Origin of the sequence: Pullulanibacillus sp. KACC 23026 (genome assembly GCF_029094525.1) — a bacterium.
Lineage (GTDB): Bacteria > Bacillota > Bacilli > Bacillales > Sporolactobacillaceae > KACC-23026.
In genome coordinates, this window is record NZ_CP119107.1 from 1,489,302 (window position 1) to 1,503,771 (window position 14,470).

Consider the following 14,470-nt stretch of genomic DNA (forward strand, 5'->3'; position numbering starts at 1 on the left):
ATTAAGTAAAGGAGGTGATTCTATTTTAGATGTTCTTTTGTTTGTTTCGGGGTCACTCATGGGTGCCATTTCCCACGTTTTGGCTTTAAAAATGCTCACGGATCGCTCCGACTGTGTGCACCGATTATATGGGTGGAAGCCTTATGAGTTCCTTTTACGTCGTTTCCCTATTTTTCAAACGGCAATGTCCCGAGCCCTCGTTTCACCTTCTTTGTTGGTGTCTGCAGGACTGGGAGGATTTTTCTATTTATGGATAGGGTGTCAGTCCAATTCGTTTCAAGATTCCTTGTTTCTTCTCCTCGCTTTTCATCTTCTGCTCATGGCAGCTGTTACAGACCTCTATTATTGGCTCATTCCAAACCGTCTCCATGTTTTCATTGTTTGTCTCTCTGTCCCGGTCTTTTTTAGTTTTACAAATCAACCGTTTGAACCGCATTTAATAGGAGCAGCATTTGGTTTTACGATGCCGTTTCTCGTTATAATCACCTCAAGAGGAGGGCTTGGAGGAGGTGATCTGAAGCTCTTTATGACTCTTGGATGGCTTATTGGTTATCCCCTTATACTCACTACGATGATTGACGCCTGTTTGGCAGGACTTCTCTTTTTTCTCCTTCATCTCGTTTTAAAAAGACGTGCTCCCCCACTAAAAAGACTTCCCTTTGCTCCCTTTATCTTAATCGGTTACCTTATCGTGTTATTTCAGTCCATTAAGTTCGAAATTTGACGAAAACTTAGAGGGGAAATCCGACAAAAGTCTTGTCCATTTTTAAACAAAATGTGCTAGTCTTTCATAAGAAGGCTAGGGCCCTGTATGGCTATTCATAATCGCAACCATTGGAATATAGAGGAGGCAAGCCAAATTTTTAAAGAGGAGGCTTTTTCGCCATATGTCAGAATCAAACACTCCTAAGAAAAATCCAAATAATCGCATTACGGTTACTTTTAATGGCAAAGAAACAACCCTCCACAAATGGGCGAAGGAGGCAGTTGCGGCGACCGACCAAGATCGTATGAAAGACTGGCGGCTAGTCGGCTTAGAGAGTCAGGAAGAACCTCAATCATCCCTAGATAGACAAGAAATGACCGAGGAACCGGTTGTTGAAGAGGAGGAATTAAACTCATTTAATTATTATGAGATTAATAATGCGGTAGCCAAACCGTATCTGTCGCCTTCGTATTCTAAAAAAAAGAAGAAGCCGGTTAAAAAGACAGTTAAATCCGATTTCGTTCTATTTTTCAAGAAATTTTGGATTCCGTTAATATCAGCCATTATTGTAGGATTAGGGCTAGGATTTACAGTGCTTGTCTTTTTCACGCACCAACAAACAACGCCTGCCGCCCAATCAAGTTCTACTCCTGATGAAACCGCTGGTAGTGAAGCCGCCACTACGTCAACTCCAGTTAGTGATGGAAAGACTGAAACGGTTGATGGTAAGGATTATGCCCTTAATCTGTATATTGACCAATTAAATATGTACAGTACAAAGGCCAATGCTCAAAACGCGCAGAAGACGTTTTCCTCACAGGGAATCCACTCTGTTATTGTGCAAGAACAGGGTAAGTATGCACTGATTGGCGCTGTGGCTTTGACAAAAGCCGATCTTCAAACAGTTGGAAAACCAATTGCCAGTCAGGTGGATGTCTATGGGAAACAATGGATTCTCAGTGTCAATCAATTAAAAGGAAGTCATATGGATTTACAGGATATTAAAACCGCTAATTTAGTCATACAAAATCTGATCCCTCTAAGTTTAAGTGCCGCTGAATCTAAACCGGTTGACCAGACTGTCATGAAACAGGTGAATAAAGCGATTCAACAAATGGAAGACCCGGGTACGGATGTTTCCAAACAAAAACTTGGTACTCTAAAAGGAACGTTGGTCGCCGCTTATTCAGCTCTTAATCAATCGAAGCCAAGCGGAACAGAAGCACAAAAAGCATTATTAGATGCCATTGCCAATTATCAGTTGGCACTTGATGCCTATAGTTCTAAGTAATGAGGTGAGACTGTCTTTTTAGCAGAGGGGGACGATCCCTCTGCTAAAGAGTTTCCCGTGTCTACTTATTTTTTAAGTTTTGCCGTTTGGTAGGTTGCAAATGGTATGTAGTTAATTTCGCAAAGGGCCTTATCCTAGCCGCGATTCATCCCCCCTTCATGATTCTTTCCAATTAACCCCTCAAAAGCAACCCCCATAAAACTTGTTTAATTTAAGAATTTATTAAGAGGGGCACAAATAACTTATAGGTGAAACTTATCGGTTAAGTTAGAAAATGAGAATCGAATGGTGAGGGTCCTTCTAGTCAATTAAATTGATTTTAAGGAGCTGGATCAATAATGAACGATTCTGTTATTATGGTTCGAGATGTCCCTATTGAAGAGCGACCTAGGGAACGATTAATTAGATATGGTGCACAAGCTTGTACGAACCAAGAGCTTTTGGCCATTATTTTACGAACGGGGACAAAAGAGGAATCTGTGATGAATTTGGCAACACGTCTTCTGACCGCTGTCGAAGGGGTAACTGCACTTCGAACGGCGAGCATTGAAGAGCTCTGCCAGGTAAAAGGAATAGGGCCGACTAAGGCCGTACAACTATTGGCATCTGTTGAGCTTGGAAGACGATCGGTATTGGAAAAAAGAGACGAGAAAAGAGCGATTCGTTCTCCAAAGGATGGGGCAGACTATGTCATGGAGGATCTCCGTCACTTGTCTCAAGAACATTTTGTTGCCCTTTACTTGAATACCAAAAATCAAGTCATCCACCAACAAACCATCTTTATTGGAAGTCTTAATGCTTCCATCGTCCACCCAAGAGAAGTGTTCAAAGAGGCTTTAAAGCGTTCGGCAGCCTCTATTTTATGTTTCCATAATCATCCTTCAGGGGATCCCTCACCAAGTCGTGAGGATATTGAGGTGACAAAACGATTAGTGGATTGCGGACTTATGCTGGGAATTGAGTTGATAGACCATATTGTAATAGGAGATAAAAAATTTGTAAGTTTAAAGGAAAAGGGATTGCTTTAATACTATGTTTTTTTAATCAATTGCGCTATAATTAAATTTATGAGTTTTGCATCATGAAGGGAGATACATACATGATTGGCGGATTTTCACGTGACTTGGGCATAGATCTTGGTACAGCCAATACGCTTGTCTATTTAAAGGGTAAAGGGGTTGTAGTAAGAGAGCCTTCTGTTGTCGCCAAACGTACGGATACAGATACCATTCAAGCTGTCGGTAATTCGGCAAAGAACATGATTGGTCGGACACCCGGGAATATTGTGGCTCAAAGGCCAATGAAAGATGGGGTGATTGCTGATTTCGAAACAACAGCCACAATGTTGAAATATTTTATCAATCAGGCTCAGAAGAAGCGCTCTTTCTTATCGCGTAAGCCGAATGTGATGGTCTGTGTGCCATCTGGGATTACAGCGGTTGAAAAACGTGCAGTCGAGGATGCGACGAAGCAAGCAGGAGCGAAGGAAGCTTTCACAATTGAAGAACCTTTCGCAGCAGCAATTGGTGCTGATCTGCCTGTTTGGGAGCCAACTGGAAGCATGGTTGTTGATATAGGTGGTGGAACGACTGAAGTTGCTATTATTTCTCTTGGAGGAATTGTAACCAGTCAATCGATCCGTGTCGCAGGCGATGAGATGGATGATGATATTATCCAATACATTAAGAAAACCTATAATCTTATGATAGGTGAACGTACAGCCGAGCAGCTTAAGCTTGAAATAGGAGCAGCTGGTCAGCTGGATGAAGATGAAACGATGGAGATACGCGGGCGTGACCTTTTAACAGGACTGCCTAAGACGTTGACTGTTACAGCTAAAGAAATTTCAGAGGCGCTTAAAGACACTGTTGATGAAATTTTTGAAGCGGTCAAAATTACGTTGGAGAAAACACCGCCTGAACTTGCGGCGGATATTATGGACCGAGGGATTGTGTTAACAGGAGGAGGGGCATTGCTCCGTAATCTTGATAAAGTTCTTAGTGATGAAACCAAAATGCCTGTCATCATCGCTGAGAATCCCTTAGATTGCGTGGCAATCGGAACCGGTCGAGCACTTGAGAATTTACCGATGTTCAAATCAAAGGCAGGCATTACAGCGAGAAAAAGATCATAGTAAGTAGGTGTCATGATGCCGCCCTTCTTTAATAATAAGAAGCTCATTATCCTTTTAACAAGTCTCATTATATTAGTCGCCCTCATTGGTTTTTCGATGAAGGAGCGCGAACAAATCTCCTGGCCTGAACAATTTGTTCACGACACAGTTGGGTTGTTTCAGTATACATTTTCAAAACCCGCTCGCTATGTAGCGGGTTTCTTTCAGAATTTGCAAGATATCCGAAATGTTTACGAAGAGAATAAAGTTCTTAAGAGTCATTTGCAGAAATACGCCGAGCTTGATTCCAATTATCAGGTTCTTAAGTCTCAATATGACGAATTGAAAAAGCAACTGAATATTAGCAGCATACCCGATCTAACCGATTATAAGTCTTATGTGGCATTTGTTATTGGCCGCTCTTTTGATAATTGGAACCAGCAAATTACGGTCAATAAAGGATTAAAGCAAGGCATCAAAAAAGGGATGCCTGTTGTAACAGCAGATGGCTTTATTGGTAAAGTAACGGAAGTGAGTCAATTTACCAGTGTGGTAACACTTGTAACAGATCCATCGAACTATAACCAAATCTCTGCAGAAGTCATCAAATCAGGCGTTCCAATCGATGGAATGATTGAAGGCTATGATGATAAGAAAAATGAGCTGTTATTTAAGAAAATCCCAATTGATGCTAAAATTACCAAAGGAGACAAGGTGGTTTCCTCTGGGCTTGGAAAAGTCTATCCTCAAGGTATCTTAATTGGAACAGTAACAAAAGTGAGCACAGATCAATATGGATTAACGAAGACAGCAGAAGTGAAACCCGCTGCAAATTTTAATAATATTGAATACGTGGATATTTTAGAACGGCTCGCCCCATCCGTATCTGGAGGCGATGGGGGATCATGAGAGCCATCTTTTTATTCGTGGTGATGTTTGTTCTTTTCCTTTTGCAGGGAACGGTTTTTCAAATTTTCACACCTGAGTGGTTTGGGTATCATTTCGATGCGATTCCTCATCTGGTACTGATAGGCTGTTGTTTTATTAGTATGTTTGCAGGGCGTTCAACAGGAATTAAATATGCGATTGTCTTTGGATTTTTATTAGATCTGACAAGCTCTAATATCTTAGGCGTGTATGCTTTCTGTCTGGGGCTGACGACTTACCTTTTGGGTTTCTTGGCGAGGTGGATTCACCTCCACTTGGTTTCGGTATTTTTACTCATTCTTCTAGCCATTGCAGCATTGGAAATAGAAGTTTATGGCATCTATTTTTTAATTCATAAAGCGACTATGTCATTTGATGAATGGTTGGTCTGGCGACTGCCGCCTACCTTAATCTTAAATGGCTGCTTAACCATTCTGTTGTTCTATCCTTTACGGCGCTTTCTTTTGCAGCTTGTTCCTGATCAAACTGAAGAATAGAGAAGGAAAAAGTCATCCCCATGTTGAATATAGAAAGTGTTGAGGTGAACGTGATCATGTCTAAAAACCATCCGCTCGTGACGATCAAGGGCAAAAAAGATGGATTGATTTTACAATTGGATGACCAGTGTTCTTATACAGATTTAATTCAAGAGCTGAAACAAAAACTATCTGCTCGGAATCAAGCCTACAGCGATGGTCCGTTGATCTCGGTAAAGGTCGTGACGGGAAACCGTTATTTGACAAAGCCGCAACAGGAAGAAATACAGTCGCTTATTCGTGCTGAAAAAAGCCTGTTTGTAGCAGAGGTGGAATCGAACGTCATTACCAAGGAGGAAAGTGAAGCACTCCTTAAAAATCAGCAATTAACACCGCTCATTAAAATGATTCGTTCGGGGCAGGTGCTCGAGGTCACCGGAGATTTACTGCTTATTGGGGATGTTAACTCTGGAGCCAAAGTGACTGCAACGGGAAACATCTACATTCTAGGTGTTTTAAGAGGTGTTGCACATGCTGGCCTTGGTGGTTATCGGGATAAAATCATTGCAGCTTCTGTGATGAAACCGTCCCAACTCATAATTGGAGATATCATGAACCGCTCTCCAGAAGAGCCGGAAGAATCCAATTTTGATCCGAATAGAGGGGACCATTTAATGGAAAGCGCATTTGTTGACCCAGAAACCGAGCAAATAGTCATCGATCGGTTGAACACCTTATTTCGGCGATCGAAAGTTGAAAATTAGGGTATGGTAGAGGAGTGTTAGTGATGGGGGAAGCCATAGTCATCACGTCAGGTAAAGGCGGCGTGGGGAAAACGACAACAACTGCCAATATAGGCACGGTTCTTGCCCTGTTAGGGAAAAAGGTCTGCTTGGTAGATACTGATATAGGTCTTCGTAATCTCGATGTTCTAATGGGATTAGAAAATCGAATTATTTATGATATTGTGGATGTGGCAGAAGGCCGCTGTAAGCTTCATCAGACGTTAATTACTGATAAACGATTTGATTATTTGAAGTTTTTACCCGCTGCTCAAGCAAAGGACAAGACGGCCATTCAACCCGAGCAAATGAAAGCTATTATTGATGAGCTTAAGCGGGACTTTGATTATATTGTGATCGATTGTCCGGCTGGTATTGAGCAAGGGTTTAAAAATGCCGTTGTCGGAGCCGATCAAGCCATCGTTGTGACGACACCCGAAAAGTCAGCGGTTCGGGATGCTGACCGGGTTATTGGGTTACTTGAACAAGAAGAGCATATCCAATCACCGCGTTTAATTGTGAACCGGATCAAAAATCATATGGTTAAGTCAGGGGACATGCTGACGGTAGATGAGATCACGGATGTTCTCGCTATTGATCTCTTAGGGATTGTGTTTGATGATGAAGCGGTTATTGCCGCCAGCAACCGCGGAGAACCGATTGCCCTAAAACCAACCACGCAAGCAGCGATTGCCTATCGTAATATTGGCCGACGCATTCTCGGGGAATCGGTTCCTTTGATGTCTTCCAATGAGAACAAAGGTTTTTTCAAGAAAATGAAACAAATGCTAGGAATGCGATAACTAAAAATTTTCCAAGGACCAAAGGGGATTCTCTCTTTTTGGTCCTTTTTGTTATTGCGGAGGTCTGTCCCACTAAAGACTTCTAGATTGGCATATCTTGTCCGATTGTCGCATAACCATTAAGTAATAAATGGGATAAGAAAAGGATGATCGGGATGGACCGAATTGAAGAAATAAGAAGACGTCACCGCAATCGGAAGCAATCGACTCTAACTAAAAGCCCCGCCGCTTTTAGACCCCCTTCTTCTCATAGTTCTGTTGAAAGAGAGCCAAGCAGGCCGCAAGAGACGAAGAAGAAACCTTATTTCTTTTTGATGAAGTGTATGGTAGCCGCCGTTCTTGTCTTAGGAGTTGGGGTGCTACAAAAAGAAACCTTTTATCCCTTGCCTAAGGTTAAGACAGAACTGCAATCGGCATTAAATAATGAATTTAATTTTGCGGGCGTGTCCAGTTGGTATCAACAAACATTTGGTCAGCCGCTTGCCCTATTACCTCTTGGCAAGAAAGGTCAATCCGTTCAACAAACAGCGACCAATGTGAATAAAGCCAATTTTGTTGAGCCTGTAAGTGGACAAGTTACCCAAACGTTTAGCCAATCTCAAAAAGGGGTGACCGTTCAGACCGCTAGCAATTCGCCTGTTGAAGCCATTGACAGCGGCTACGTGTTATCGATCAGTGATGACAAAAAGACCGGGAAAACGGTGGTGATTCAACACACGAATGGGGATCAATCGATTTACGGAGAACTCCAATCGGTGAATATCAAAGTTTATGATTTTGTCAAAAAGGGACAGAAAATAGGTCAAGTATCAAAGGAGAAGAATGAAGGGGTCTTCTATTTTGCTTATAAGAAGGGAAATAAATACGTCGATCCGATTCAGGTGATTTCCTTTGATTAAACTCCTAAGAAAATGTCATATTCATCCTGTATTCTGGTTTGTTATAGGTGGTGGACTTCTAACCGGTCACTTTTGGGATGTTGTGACCGTTTTTTTTATTGTTTTTGTCCATGAGATGGGTCATGCTTGGGCTGCCCTTCATTACGGCTGGCGCGTGACCCAGATTCAGTTGCTGCCATTTGGCGGTGTTGCGAAAGTAGAAGAGCATGGGAATCGCCCGTTTAAAGAGGAGTTTTGGGTCACACTTGCTGGACCGCTTCAACATTTATGGCTGCCTATCCTCTCTTTCCTGCTCCTGAAAACGCCTTATTGGAGTGAAGAAAATCATCATTTGTTTATGACTGAAAATGCTCTTATATTGGGATTTAATCTTCTTCCAATCTGGCCATTAGATGGAGGGAAATTGCTTTTTCTTTTCTTATCCAAATTCTTGCCGTTTAAACAAGCCTTTCGCCAGACTCTCATTCTCTCATTCTTATTTCTCGTTACATTATCAATTGCCCTCTTTGTTGATCATCCGGCATCCATTAACTTTGCTGTGATTGCCTCCTTTATTGGTTTGTCTTTATACCAAGAGTGGAAGCAACAAAAAGTCGTCTTTCTTCGCTTTCTCTTAGAAAGGTGGCGCACGCGGCCTGTCTCAAGGCGGAAGATCCGGACACTCGTTATTAGTAAGGATTGGCCGCTTTGGAGAATCTTCGAACATTTCTTTAAAGAACAGGTTCATTTGATTGAAATTGCCGGCGTAGAAAATGGAGAATTACTCCATGAATCCACATTATTAGAAGCGTATTTTGGTGGGAACGGCAGCAATGTGACGATAGGTGAATGGATAAATGTCTCGTAGATGGGTTTCGCCAACTGCTAAAGCGAAAAATACGAGGAAATCTAGTAAGCTCACTCGAGATGGGGCTTTAAGGAGAAAGCTTACTAGGACTTGGCAATAGGTCAAGGTTTTTAATGAAAAAATGGCGCTTTACTTTCTCCTCCACTTTGTTTTTGGGTAAAATGGGAGTGGAGGGGTGATTTTAAGTTGAGACAGCTCGTTTTAGACACCAAAGGCGATCGTAAAAGAGCCGCCATTTTGAATAATCAAGTAGTCGTAGCCTTCTTTGAGTGGGAAGGGTCCAATCCTCAAAATGATGAGATTTATTTAACTAAAGTGGAACGTCTCATGCCGAGCCTTGATGGCGTGTTTGTCTCGCTTTCACCTGATACGAAAGGTTTCTTGTCCCGTCATGAATGGCCGGAAACAGAAGCCGCTTTATTTAAGAATTTAAAAAGAGGAATGCTATTACTATTACAAGTCAAACGGGAAGCTGCCGGAATGAAACAGACATTTATGACCCGAAATATTCAAATAAAGGGCCGTTCTCTGATTTATCTTCCATTTGGTCATTATGTGGCGGCGTCCCATCGTTTAAAGGAGAGTGACCGAGACCGTCTGAGGAATCATCCTCCTTTCTCTCTGAAAGGGACGGAAGGGGTTATTTTTCGATCCATAGCAGGGGAGAAAACGGATGAGGAGCTCTTCTGTGAGTGGGAAGCGCTTCGAACGAAGTGGAGGAGCGTTATCGAAGAAGCTTCGCAAAAACAAAGTCCTGTACGCTTGGTGGACGGTGATTGCCTATCGGCCCAACTCAGCCTTAAACTTCCGAGTCAATGGGACTGTGAGTGGTGGACCAATGAAGAAAGCGACTTCCGCTATTTAAGCGCACAAGGGGAGCGCGTTCATTTAGAAACCGCTAAGCCTTTATTCCAAAGCTTTTCTTTGGAGAAGGAGTGGGAAGCGGCAAAAAGGGAAAAAGTTTATTTAAAATCAGGGGTTTCCATTGTGATTCAGCAAACAGAAGCGCTGACGGCCATTGATGTGAATTCAGGCTCTTATAAAGGAAAATCAACAAAAGAAGAGACCGCTTTTTGGTGCAATCTTGAGGCAGTTTCTGAGATTGCGCGCCAGCTTGCATTAAGGCAAATTGGCGGGATTATTATGATTGATCTCATCAAGATGGAACAGGAATCCCATCGTGAAGAGGTGCTTAATCGATTTAAGGAAGCCTTAAAAGAAGATATAGTCACAACTCATGTGAGTGGTTATACCTCTTTAGGACTGATTGAAATGACTCGTAAAAGCGATTGATTTTCTTTTCTTTCTGCATAAAGTTGACAGGAAGAGGATTGACATTATTTTTGTCATTGTGTTAATATTTTAATGTTAGTCTTAAGGAGCACCCGCTCCAACCGCACGAGACAGGTTAAAAACCATCGATAAGGATGTACCTGTTTTGGCGAGTCTGAGACTTTTAGGAGGTGCACATATGTACGCAATCATTGAAACAGGCGGCAAGCAGCTTAAGGTTGAAGAAGGCCAAACGGTTTATATCGAAAAGCTTACTGCTGAGCCAGGTGAATCTGTGACTTTTGACAAAGTTCTTTTTGTTGGTGGTGACCAAGTTAAGGTTGGACAACCGCTAGTTGAAGGGGCAACGGTTACTGCGAAAGTGGAAGACCACGGTCGTGACAAGAAAATCGTTGTTTTCAAGTTTAAGGCAAAGAAGAACTACCGTCGTAAACAAGGTCATCGTCAACCTTACACTAAAGTAACGATTGAGAAGATTAACGCGTAATCGATGATTCAGGTTCTCATTGAACGTCGAGACCACAGGGTGTCTCTGTTAGAGGTTAAGGGACATGCCGAATCAGGACCTTATGGGTATGATCTGGTATGTGCTGGTGTTTCATCGGTCGTCTTTGGAGGCATTAATGCCTTGATTGAACTAGCTGGCTACGAGCCGGACATCGATCAGGCAGCTGACGGCGGCTATATCCGATTGACGGTACCTTCCAATCTAACAGAAACCGAGCGAGAACGAACACAGCTTTTGCTTGAAGGCTTGATTATCTCAATCAAAACCATTGTCGCCTCTTATGGCGAGCACATACAAGTTAGGGAAGAGGAGGTGTAGAGAATGCTAAAGCTTGATCTTCAGTTTTTCGCATCCAAAAAAGGGGTAGGTTCAACTAAGAACGGTCGTGACTCCATTGCTAAACGTCTTGGTGCAAAGCGTGCAGACGGACAGTTTGTAACAGGTGGATCCATTCTTTACCGCCAACGCGGTACTAAGATCTATCCAGGATTGAACGTTGGACGCGGTGGTGACGACACACTTTTTGCAAAAGTTGACGGTGTAGTACGCTTTGAGCGTCTTGGCCGTGACCGCAAACAAGTGAGCGTTTACCCAGTTGCACAAGAAGCATAATAGTGTCTCATAAAAGGCTGACTCGAGGGTGAGTTTTCGAATAGCGCTTGTTTAGGACGAAGGTTCTTTTACGGCGTATTCAGACGAACCTCCTTGAGTCAGTTTTTTTATATACAACACCATTTTATAAAATAACCATTAAGTTTCTCAGATATCTTAACTTCATACCAAGATTCGATTAGAATGAAAGAAGGGAAACCTAAATAATTTTAAATGGGAGCTTTTCTATGATTAATGAAAATCAATTGGTTGAAGTTTTTCGGGCGACTAGACATGATTGGTTAAATCAATTACAGCTTATAAAAGCTAACTTAGCCCTCAACCGCCTGGACCGCATTGATGAAATCATTCATCAAATTGTGGAAGAAGCACAACAGGAATCTAATTTGTCTAATCTAAAGGCAGGTCAGTTAACCGCTTTTTTGCTTTTACATAAATCGCTTAATAATGACTATCCTTTAAAAATAGAAGTAGAACCTCTAACGCTTGATTTATCCAAGGAAGATGAAGCAATTACACAAAGTTTGGAAACACTAATAACCACAATTAAAACTCTAATTCCGTCAATCCCTATTTTAATCAGTATTTACAAAGATGATCACGAGGTCTGTTTATCCCTGCAGCTTTCGCTGGGAGAACCGCTTGATATTGGAGCGTTGCAACAGACAGCGGCTTCTTTAACCATGCCTTTTGATGTTTTTCAAGATGAAGAGGCGATCTATTTTACCATGAATCTTCACACGCTCTAGGGATTGTGTGTCAAGAACTTAATTAGTTATCCGATTTCGGCCGAGTGAGATGCCAATAGATATAGGAGGATCGCCATGTTTGTCGATCAAGTTAAGGTTTATGTAAAAGGCGGTGACGGAGGCAATGGAATGGTTGCCTTTCGCCGTGAGAAGTACGTTCCGAATGGAGGACCTGCTGGTGGAGACGGCGGCAATGGCGGCAATGTCGTGTTCGTTGTACAAGAAGGTCTTAGAACTCTGATGGATTTTCGCTATCAGCGCCACTTTAAGGCTCCGCGCGGGGAGAATGGCATGTCTAAGAACCAGCATGGGAAAAATGCAACGGATTTAGTTGTCGAAGTGCCTCCAGGAACCGTTGTTTACGATGTTGCAACAGGAGAGAAAATTGCCGACCTGACTGAAAATGGCCAAAGTGCGATTATTGCAAAAGGAGGGCGCGGCGGAAGAGGGAATACTCGCTATGCGACACCTGCCAACCCAGCCCCTCACCATGCGGAAAATGGCGAGCCTGGTGAAGAGCGGGATATTCAAATCGAATTGAAACTGCTGGCAGATGTGGGTTTAGTTGGGTTTCCGAGTGTTGGAAAATCAACCCTTCTCTCTGTAATATCTGCCGCTAAGCCGAAAATAGCGGATTATCATTTTACAACCTTATCCCCCAATTTGGGAGTGGTTTCTTTAAATGAAGACAGCTTCGTCGTCGCCGATCTGCCCGGTCTCATTGAAGGAGCCCACCTTGGTCAAGGGCTTGGGCACCAATTTTTGCGTCATATAGAAAGAACTCGGGTCATCGTTCATGTTATTGATATGGCTGCAACAGAAGGAAGAGACCCTTATGAAGACTTTGAAAAAATTAATGAAGAATTAAGAGCTTACGGATTTCGCTTATTGGAGCGCCCACAAATTATTGCGGCTAATAAGATGGACATGCCAGGAGCTGAAGAGAATCTTGAACGTTTTAAGGAGAAAATCGAATCTTCTTATCCTATATTCCCTATTTCAGCACTTTCAAGAGATGGCCTTCAGCCTCTTCTCCGCCAAGTTGCAGAATTGCTTAAAACAACACCGGAATTTCCGCTGGAAGAGGAAGATCTTACTGAAGAAAAAGTCACTTTTCTCATTAAGGCTGAAAAGGAAGAGCCGTTCAAAATTTCAAGAGATGATGATGGCGCTTATGTGATTAGTGGAGAAGAAGTGGAAAAATTGTTCAAAATGACAGATTTTAGCCGGGATGAATCGGTTCAACGATTTGCTCGAAAGCTTCGGGGCATGGGAATCGATGAGGCTTTAAGAGAACGAGGCATCGAGGATGGAGAAATCGTACGCATATTAGATTTTGAATTTGAATTCTTGGATTAAGTTTAAGGAGATCAGGGCGGATGAAAAAAAAGAGAGAGCGTTTTTATCTAGTGAGAGAGGATGCACTGAGTGAGTCCATGGTCAAGGTGCTAGAGGCGAAAAAGCTTTTGGAACGCGGCAAAGTCATCACTATAAAAGAAGCCGTTGAACAGGTCGGATTAAGCCGCAGCGCGTTTTACAAATATAAAGATGGCATCTTTCCTTTTCATCAAATTGTAAAAGAGGAGATTGTCACTCTGTTTTGCTATTTGGAAGATCGCCCAGGAACACTGACAAAGCTTCTCGATAAATTAGCCCAAAACAAGGGGAATGTGTTAACGATTCATCAAACCATTCCCCTGCAAGGGCGAGCCAACTTGTCTCTTTCAGTGGATACCTCTATGCTGACGATAAACGTGGATGATCTCATTCAGGAGCTTGAGCAGATCGATGAGGTTGAAAAAGTGGATATTGTTGGAACCGGTGGGATTTAAACCGAATTGCTTAAAACAACACCGTTAAACGAGTAAAAATCCTTCTTTCTCCAGCTCGCGTTCAACTCTAATTAGTGCCGCTTCATTTGTTGCCACCAGTGTGTGCAAATGGATGCCATCCGTTAGATTAGATAAAAGAGAAGCATTCGATTGTTGGATACGGCTGAGGAAATGTTGCACTTCTCTTCGATTACTAAGTCTAAGATTGGCTGTTATTTCCCCGTATACAGGATGCTCCACAATCACATCCTTAACTGTTACGCCGTGGTCAACCATAATCGTTAATTCCTGTTCGGTCTGCTCAGGTGTATGCTTGCAGGCAATAACTTTGGATACCATCGCTGAAAAATCCTGATTGATATAAACGTAACCTTGAGCCGTCGCAATGATTGGCTCATTTTTTGCTTTTAATAAGGAAATGTCTTGGACGATGACTTGACGACTGACTTTGGTACGTCTGGCTAATTCACTCCCAGTAATGGGGTTACGTGTTTCTTTTAACCACCCTAAGAGACGCTCCCGACGCTCATCCCCCAATAGCTTGTCTTGTTCCACCTGATCACCTCTCTTCTCTTCTTTTATTATAACTCAATTTCGGCAGCACTTCTGAAAAATATAGTGGCAATTCGCCC

Annotated in this window: 18 protein-coding genes and 1 other annotated feature; of the genes, 17 read left to right on the plus strand and 1 reads right to left on the minus strand. The window is 42.5% G+C overall.

Annotation, left to right across the window (positions count from 1 at the left end; translation table 11 throughout):
- Positions 1-58: 58 nt before the first annotated feature.
- The 17 genes from PU629_RS06675 (at position 59) to PU629_RS06755 (ending at position 13,838) form a co-directional block, all read left to right on the plus strand.
- On the plus strand, positions 59-724 hold the full coding sequence (locus tag PU629_RS06675) for a prepilin peptidase (protein ID WP_275283511.1): 666 nt from the start codon (positions 59-61) through the stop codon (positions 722-724).
- 163 nt (positions 725-887) lie between these two features.
- Positions 888-1,997, plus strand: a complete 1,110-nt coding sequence (locus PU629_RS06680) for a hypothetical protein (protein ID WP_275283512.1) — start codon at positions 888-890, stop codon at positions 1,995-1,997.
- A gap of 338 nt (positions 1,998-2,335) precedes the next feature.
- The gene (gene radC / locus PU629_RS06685) at positions 2,336-3,025 is read left to right on the plus strand and encodes a RadC family protein (protein ID WP_275283513.1); all 690 of its coding nucleotides are present in this window, start codon (positions 2,336-2,338) and stop codon (positions 3,023-3,025) included.
- A 71-nt stretch (positions 3,026-3,096) separates the two neighbouring features.
- Positions 3,097-4,131: a rod shape-determining protein gene (locus PU629_RS06690; protein ID WP_275284369.1), complete on the plus strand. Its 1,035-nt coding sequence runs from the start codon at positions 3,097-3,099 to the stop codon at positions 4,129-4,131.
- A gap of 15 nt (positions 4,132-4,146) precedes the next feature.
- A complete protein-coding gene (gene mreC / locus PU629_RS06695; protein WP_275283514.1) occupies positions 4,147-5,019 on the plus strand; it encodes a rod shape-determining protein MreC in 873 nt (290 codons plus the stop codon).
- A complete protein-coding gene (mreD, locus tag PU629_RS06700; RefSeq protein ID WP_275283515.1) occupies positions 5,016-5,534 on the plus strand; it encodes a rod shape-determining protein MreD in 519 nt (172 codons plus the stop codon). The genes mreC and mreD overlap by 4 nt, the downstream gene beginning before the upstream one ends.
- 56 nt (positions 5,535-5,590) lie before the next feature.
- Positions 5,591-6,277 (plus strand): septum site-determining protein MinC, encoded by a 687-nt coding sequence (minC, locus tag PU629_RS06705; RefSeq protein ID WP_275283516.1) that lies wholly within the window; start codon positions 5,591-5,593, stop codon positions 6,275-6,277.
- A gap of 23 nt (positions 6,278-6,300) precedes the next feature.
- Positions 6,301-7,098, plus strand: a complete 798-nt coding sequence (gene minD, locus PU629_RS06710) for a septum site-determining protein MinD (protein ID WP_275283517.1) — start codon at positions 6,301-6,303, stop codon at positions 7,096-7,098.
- A 155-nt stretch (positions 7,099-7,253) separates the two neighbouring features.
- Positions 7,254-7,997 (plus strand): M23 family metallopeptidase, encoded by a 744-nt coding sequence (locus PU629_RS06715; RefSeq protein ID WP_275283518.1) that lies wholly within the window; start codon positions 7,254-7,256, stop codon positions 7,995-7,997.
- Entirely contained in the window at positions 7,990-8,844 is an 855-nt protein-coding gene (locus PU629_RS06720; RefSeq protein WP_275283519.1) for a M50 family metallopeptidase, read from the plus strand. Before PU629_RS06715 ends, PU629_RS06720 begins: the two co-directional genes overlap by 8 nt.
- Before the next feature lie 186 nt (positions 8,845-9,030).
- The gene (locus tag PU629_RS06725) at positions 9,031-10,137 is read left to right on the plus strand and encodes a ribonuclease E/G (protein WP_275283520.1); all 1,107 of its coding nucleotides are present in this window, start codon (positions 9,031-9,033) and stop codon (positions 10,135-10,137) included.
- Between the two features lie 89 nt (positions 10,138-10,226).
- Positions 10,227-10,303 (plus strand) — a sequence feature (ribosomal protein L21 leader region).
- Positions 10,304-10,315: 12 nt separating this feature from the next.
- Positions 10,316-10,624, plus strand: coding sequence for a 50S ribosomal protein L21 (rplU, locus tag PU629_RS06730; RefSeq protein WP_275283521.1), 309 nt, complete (start codon positions 10,316-10,318; stop codon positions 10,622-10,624).
- A 3-nt stretch (positions 10,625-10,627) separates the two neighbouring features.
- A complete protein-coding gene (locus PU629_RS06735) occupies positions 10,628-10,963 on the plus strand; it encodes a ribosomal-processing cysteine protease Prp (RefSeq protein ID WP_275283522.1) in 336 nt (111 codons plus the stop codon).
- A gap of 3 nt (positions 10,964-10,966) precedes the next feature.
- Positions 10,967-11,257 carry a 50S ribosomal protein L27 gene (gene rpmA, locus PU629_RS06740; RefSeq protein ID WP_275283523.1) on the plus strand — a complete coding sequence of 97 codons (291 nt, stop codon included), beginning with the start codon at positions 10,967-10,969 and terminating at the stop codon, positions 11,255-11,257.
- Between the two features lie 227 nt (positions 11,258-11,484).
- Entirely contained in the window at positions 11,485-12,006 is a 522-nt protein-coding gene (locus tag PU629_RS06745; RefSeq protein WP_275283524.1) for a Spo0B domain-containing protein, read from the plus strand.
- Between the two features lie 75 nt (positions 12,007-12,081).
- Positions 12,082-13,365: a GTPase ObgE gene (gene obgE / locus PU629_RS06750; RefSeq protein WP_275283525.1), complete on the plus strand. Its 1,284-nt coding sequence runs from the start codon at positions 12,082-12,084 to the stop codon at positions 13,363-13,365.
- Between the two features lie 20 nt (positions 13,366-13,385).
- Positions 13,386-13,838: an ACT domain-containing protein gene (locus tag PU629_RS06755; protein ID WP_275283526.1), complete on the plus strand. Its 453-nt coding sequence runs from the start codon at positions 13,386-13,388 to the stop codon at positions 13,836-13,838.
- Positions 13,839-13,862: 24 nt separating this feature from the next.
- On the opposite strand, the gene PU629_RS06760 is transcribed toward PU629_RS06755, so the two are convergent.
- Positions 13,863-14,393 (minus strand): transcription repressor NadR, encoded by a 531-nt coding sequence (locus PU629_RS06760; RefSeq protein ID WP_275283527.1) that lies wholly within the window; start codon positions 14,391-14,393, stop codon positions 13,863-13,865.
- Positions 14,394-14,470: the final 77 nt, after the last annotated feature.

Coding starts and splice junctions, on each gene's coding strand:
- PU629_RS06755 (WP_275283526.1), top strand. CDS start 13,386: ATGAAAAAAAAGAGAGAGCGTTTTTATCTAGTGAGAGAGGATGCACTG.
- PU629_RS06675 (WP_275283511.1), top strand. CDS start 59: ATGGGTGCCATTTCCCACGTTTTGGCTTTAAAAATGCTCACGGATCGC.
- PU629_RS06735 (WP_275283522.1), top strand. CDS start 10,628: ATGATTCAGGTTCTCATTGAACGTCGAGACCACAGGGTGTCTCTGTTA.
- PU629_RS06690 (WP_275284369.1), top strand. CDS start 3,097: ATGATTGGCGGATTTTCACGTGACTTGGGCATAGATCTTGGTACAGCC.
- mreD (WP_275283515.1), top strand. CDS start 5,016: ATGAGAGCCATCTTTTTATTCGTGGTGATGTTTGTTCTTTTCCTTTTG.
- rplU (WP_275283521.1), top strand. CDS start 10,316: ATGTACGCAATCATTGAAACAGGCGGCAAGCAGCTTAAGGTTGAAGAA.
- PU629_RS06680 (WP_275283512.1), top strand. CDS start 888: ATGTCAGAATCAAACACTCCTAAGAAAAATCCAAATAATCGCATTACG.
- radC (WP_275283513.1), top strand. CDS start 2,336: ATGAACGATTCTGTTATTATGGTTCGAGATGTCCCTATTGAAGAGCGA.
- minD (WP_275283517.1), top strand. CDS start 6,301: ATGGGGGAAGCCATAGTCATCACGTCAGGTAAAGGCGGCGTGGGGAAA.
- PU629_RS06715 (WP_275283518.1), top strand. CDS start 7,254: ATGGACCGAATTGAAGAAATAAGAAGACGTCACCGCAATCGGAAGCAA.
- PU629_RS06745 (WP_275283524.1), top strand. CDS start 11,485: ATGATTAATGAAAATCAATTGGTTGAAGTTTTTCGGGCGACTAGACAT.
- obgE (WP_275283525.1), top strand. CDS start 12,082: ATGTTTGTCGATCAAGTTAAGGTTTATGTAAAAGGCGGTGACGGAGGC.
- rpmA (WP_275283523.1), top strand. CDS start 10,967: ATGCTAAAGCTTGATCTTCAGTTTTTCGCATCCAAAAAAGGGGTAGGT.
- minC (WP_275283516.1), top strand. CDS start 5,591: ATGTCTAAAAACCATCCGCTCGTGACGATCAAGGGCAAAAAAGATGGA.
- mreC (WP_275283514.1), top strand. CDS start 4,147: ATGCCGCCCTTCTTTAATAATAAGAAGCTCATTATCCTTTTAACAAGT.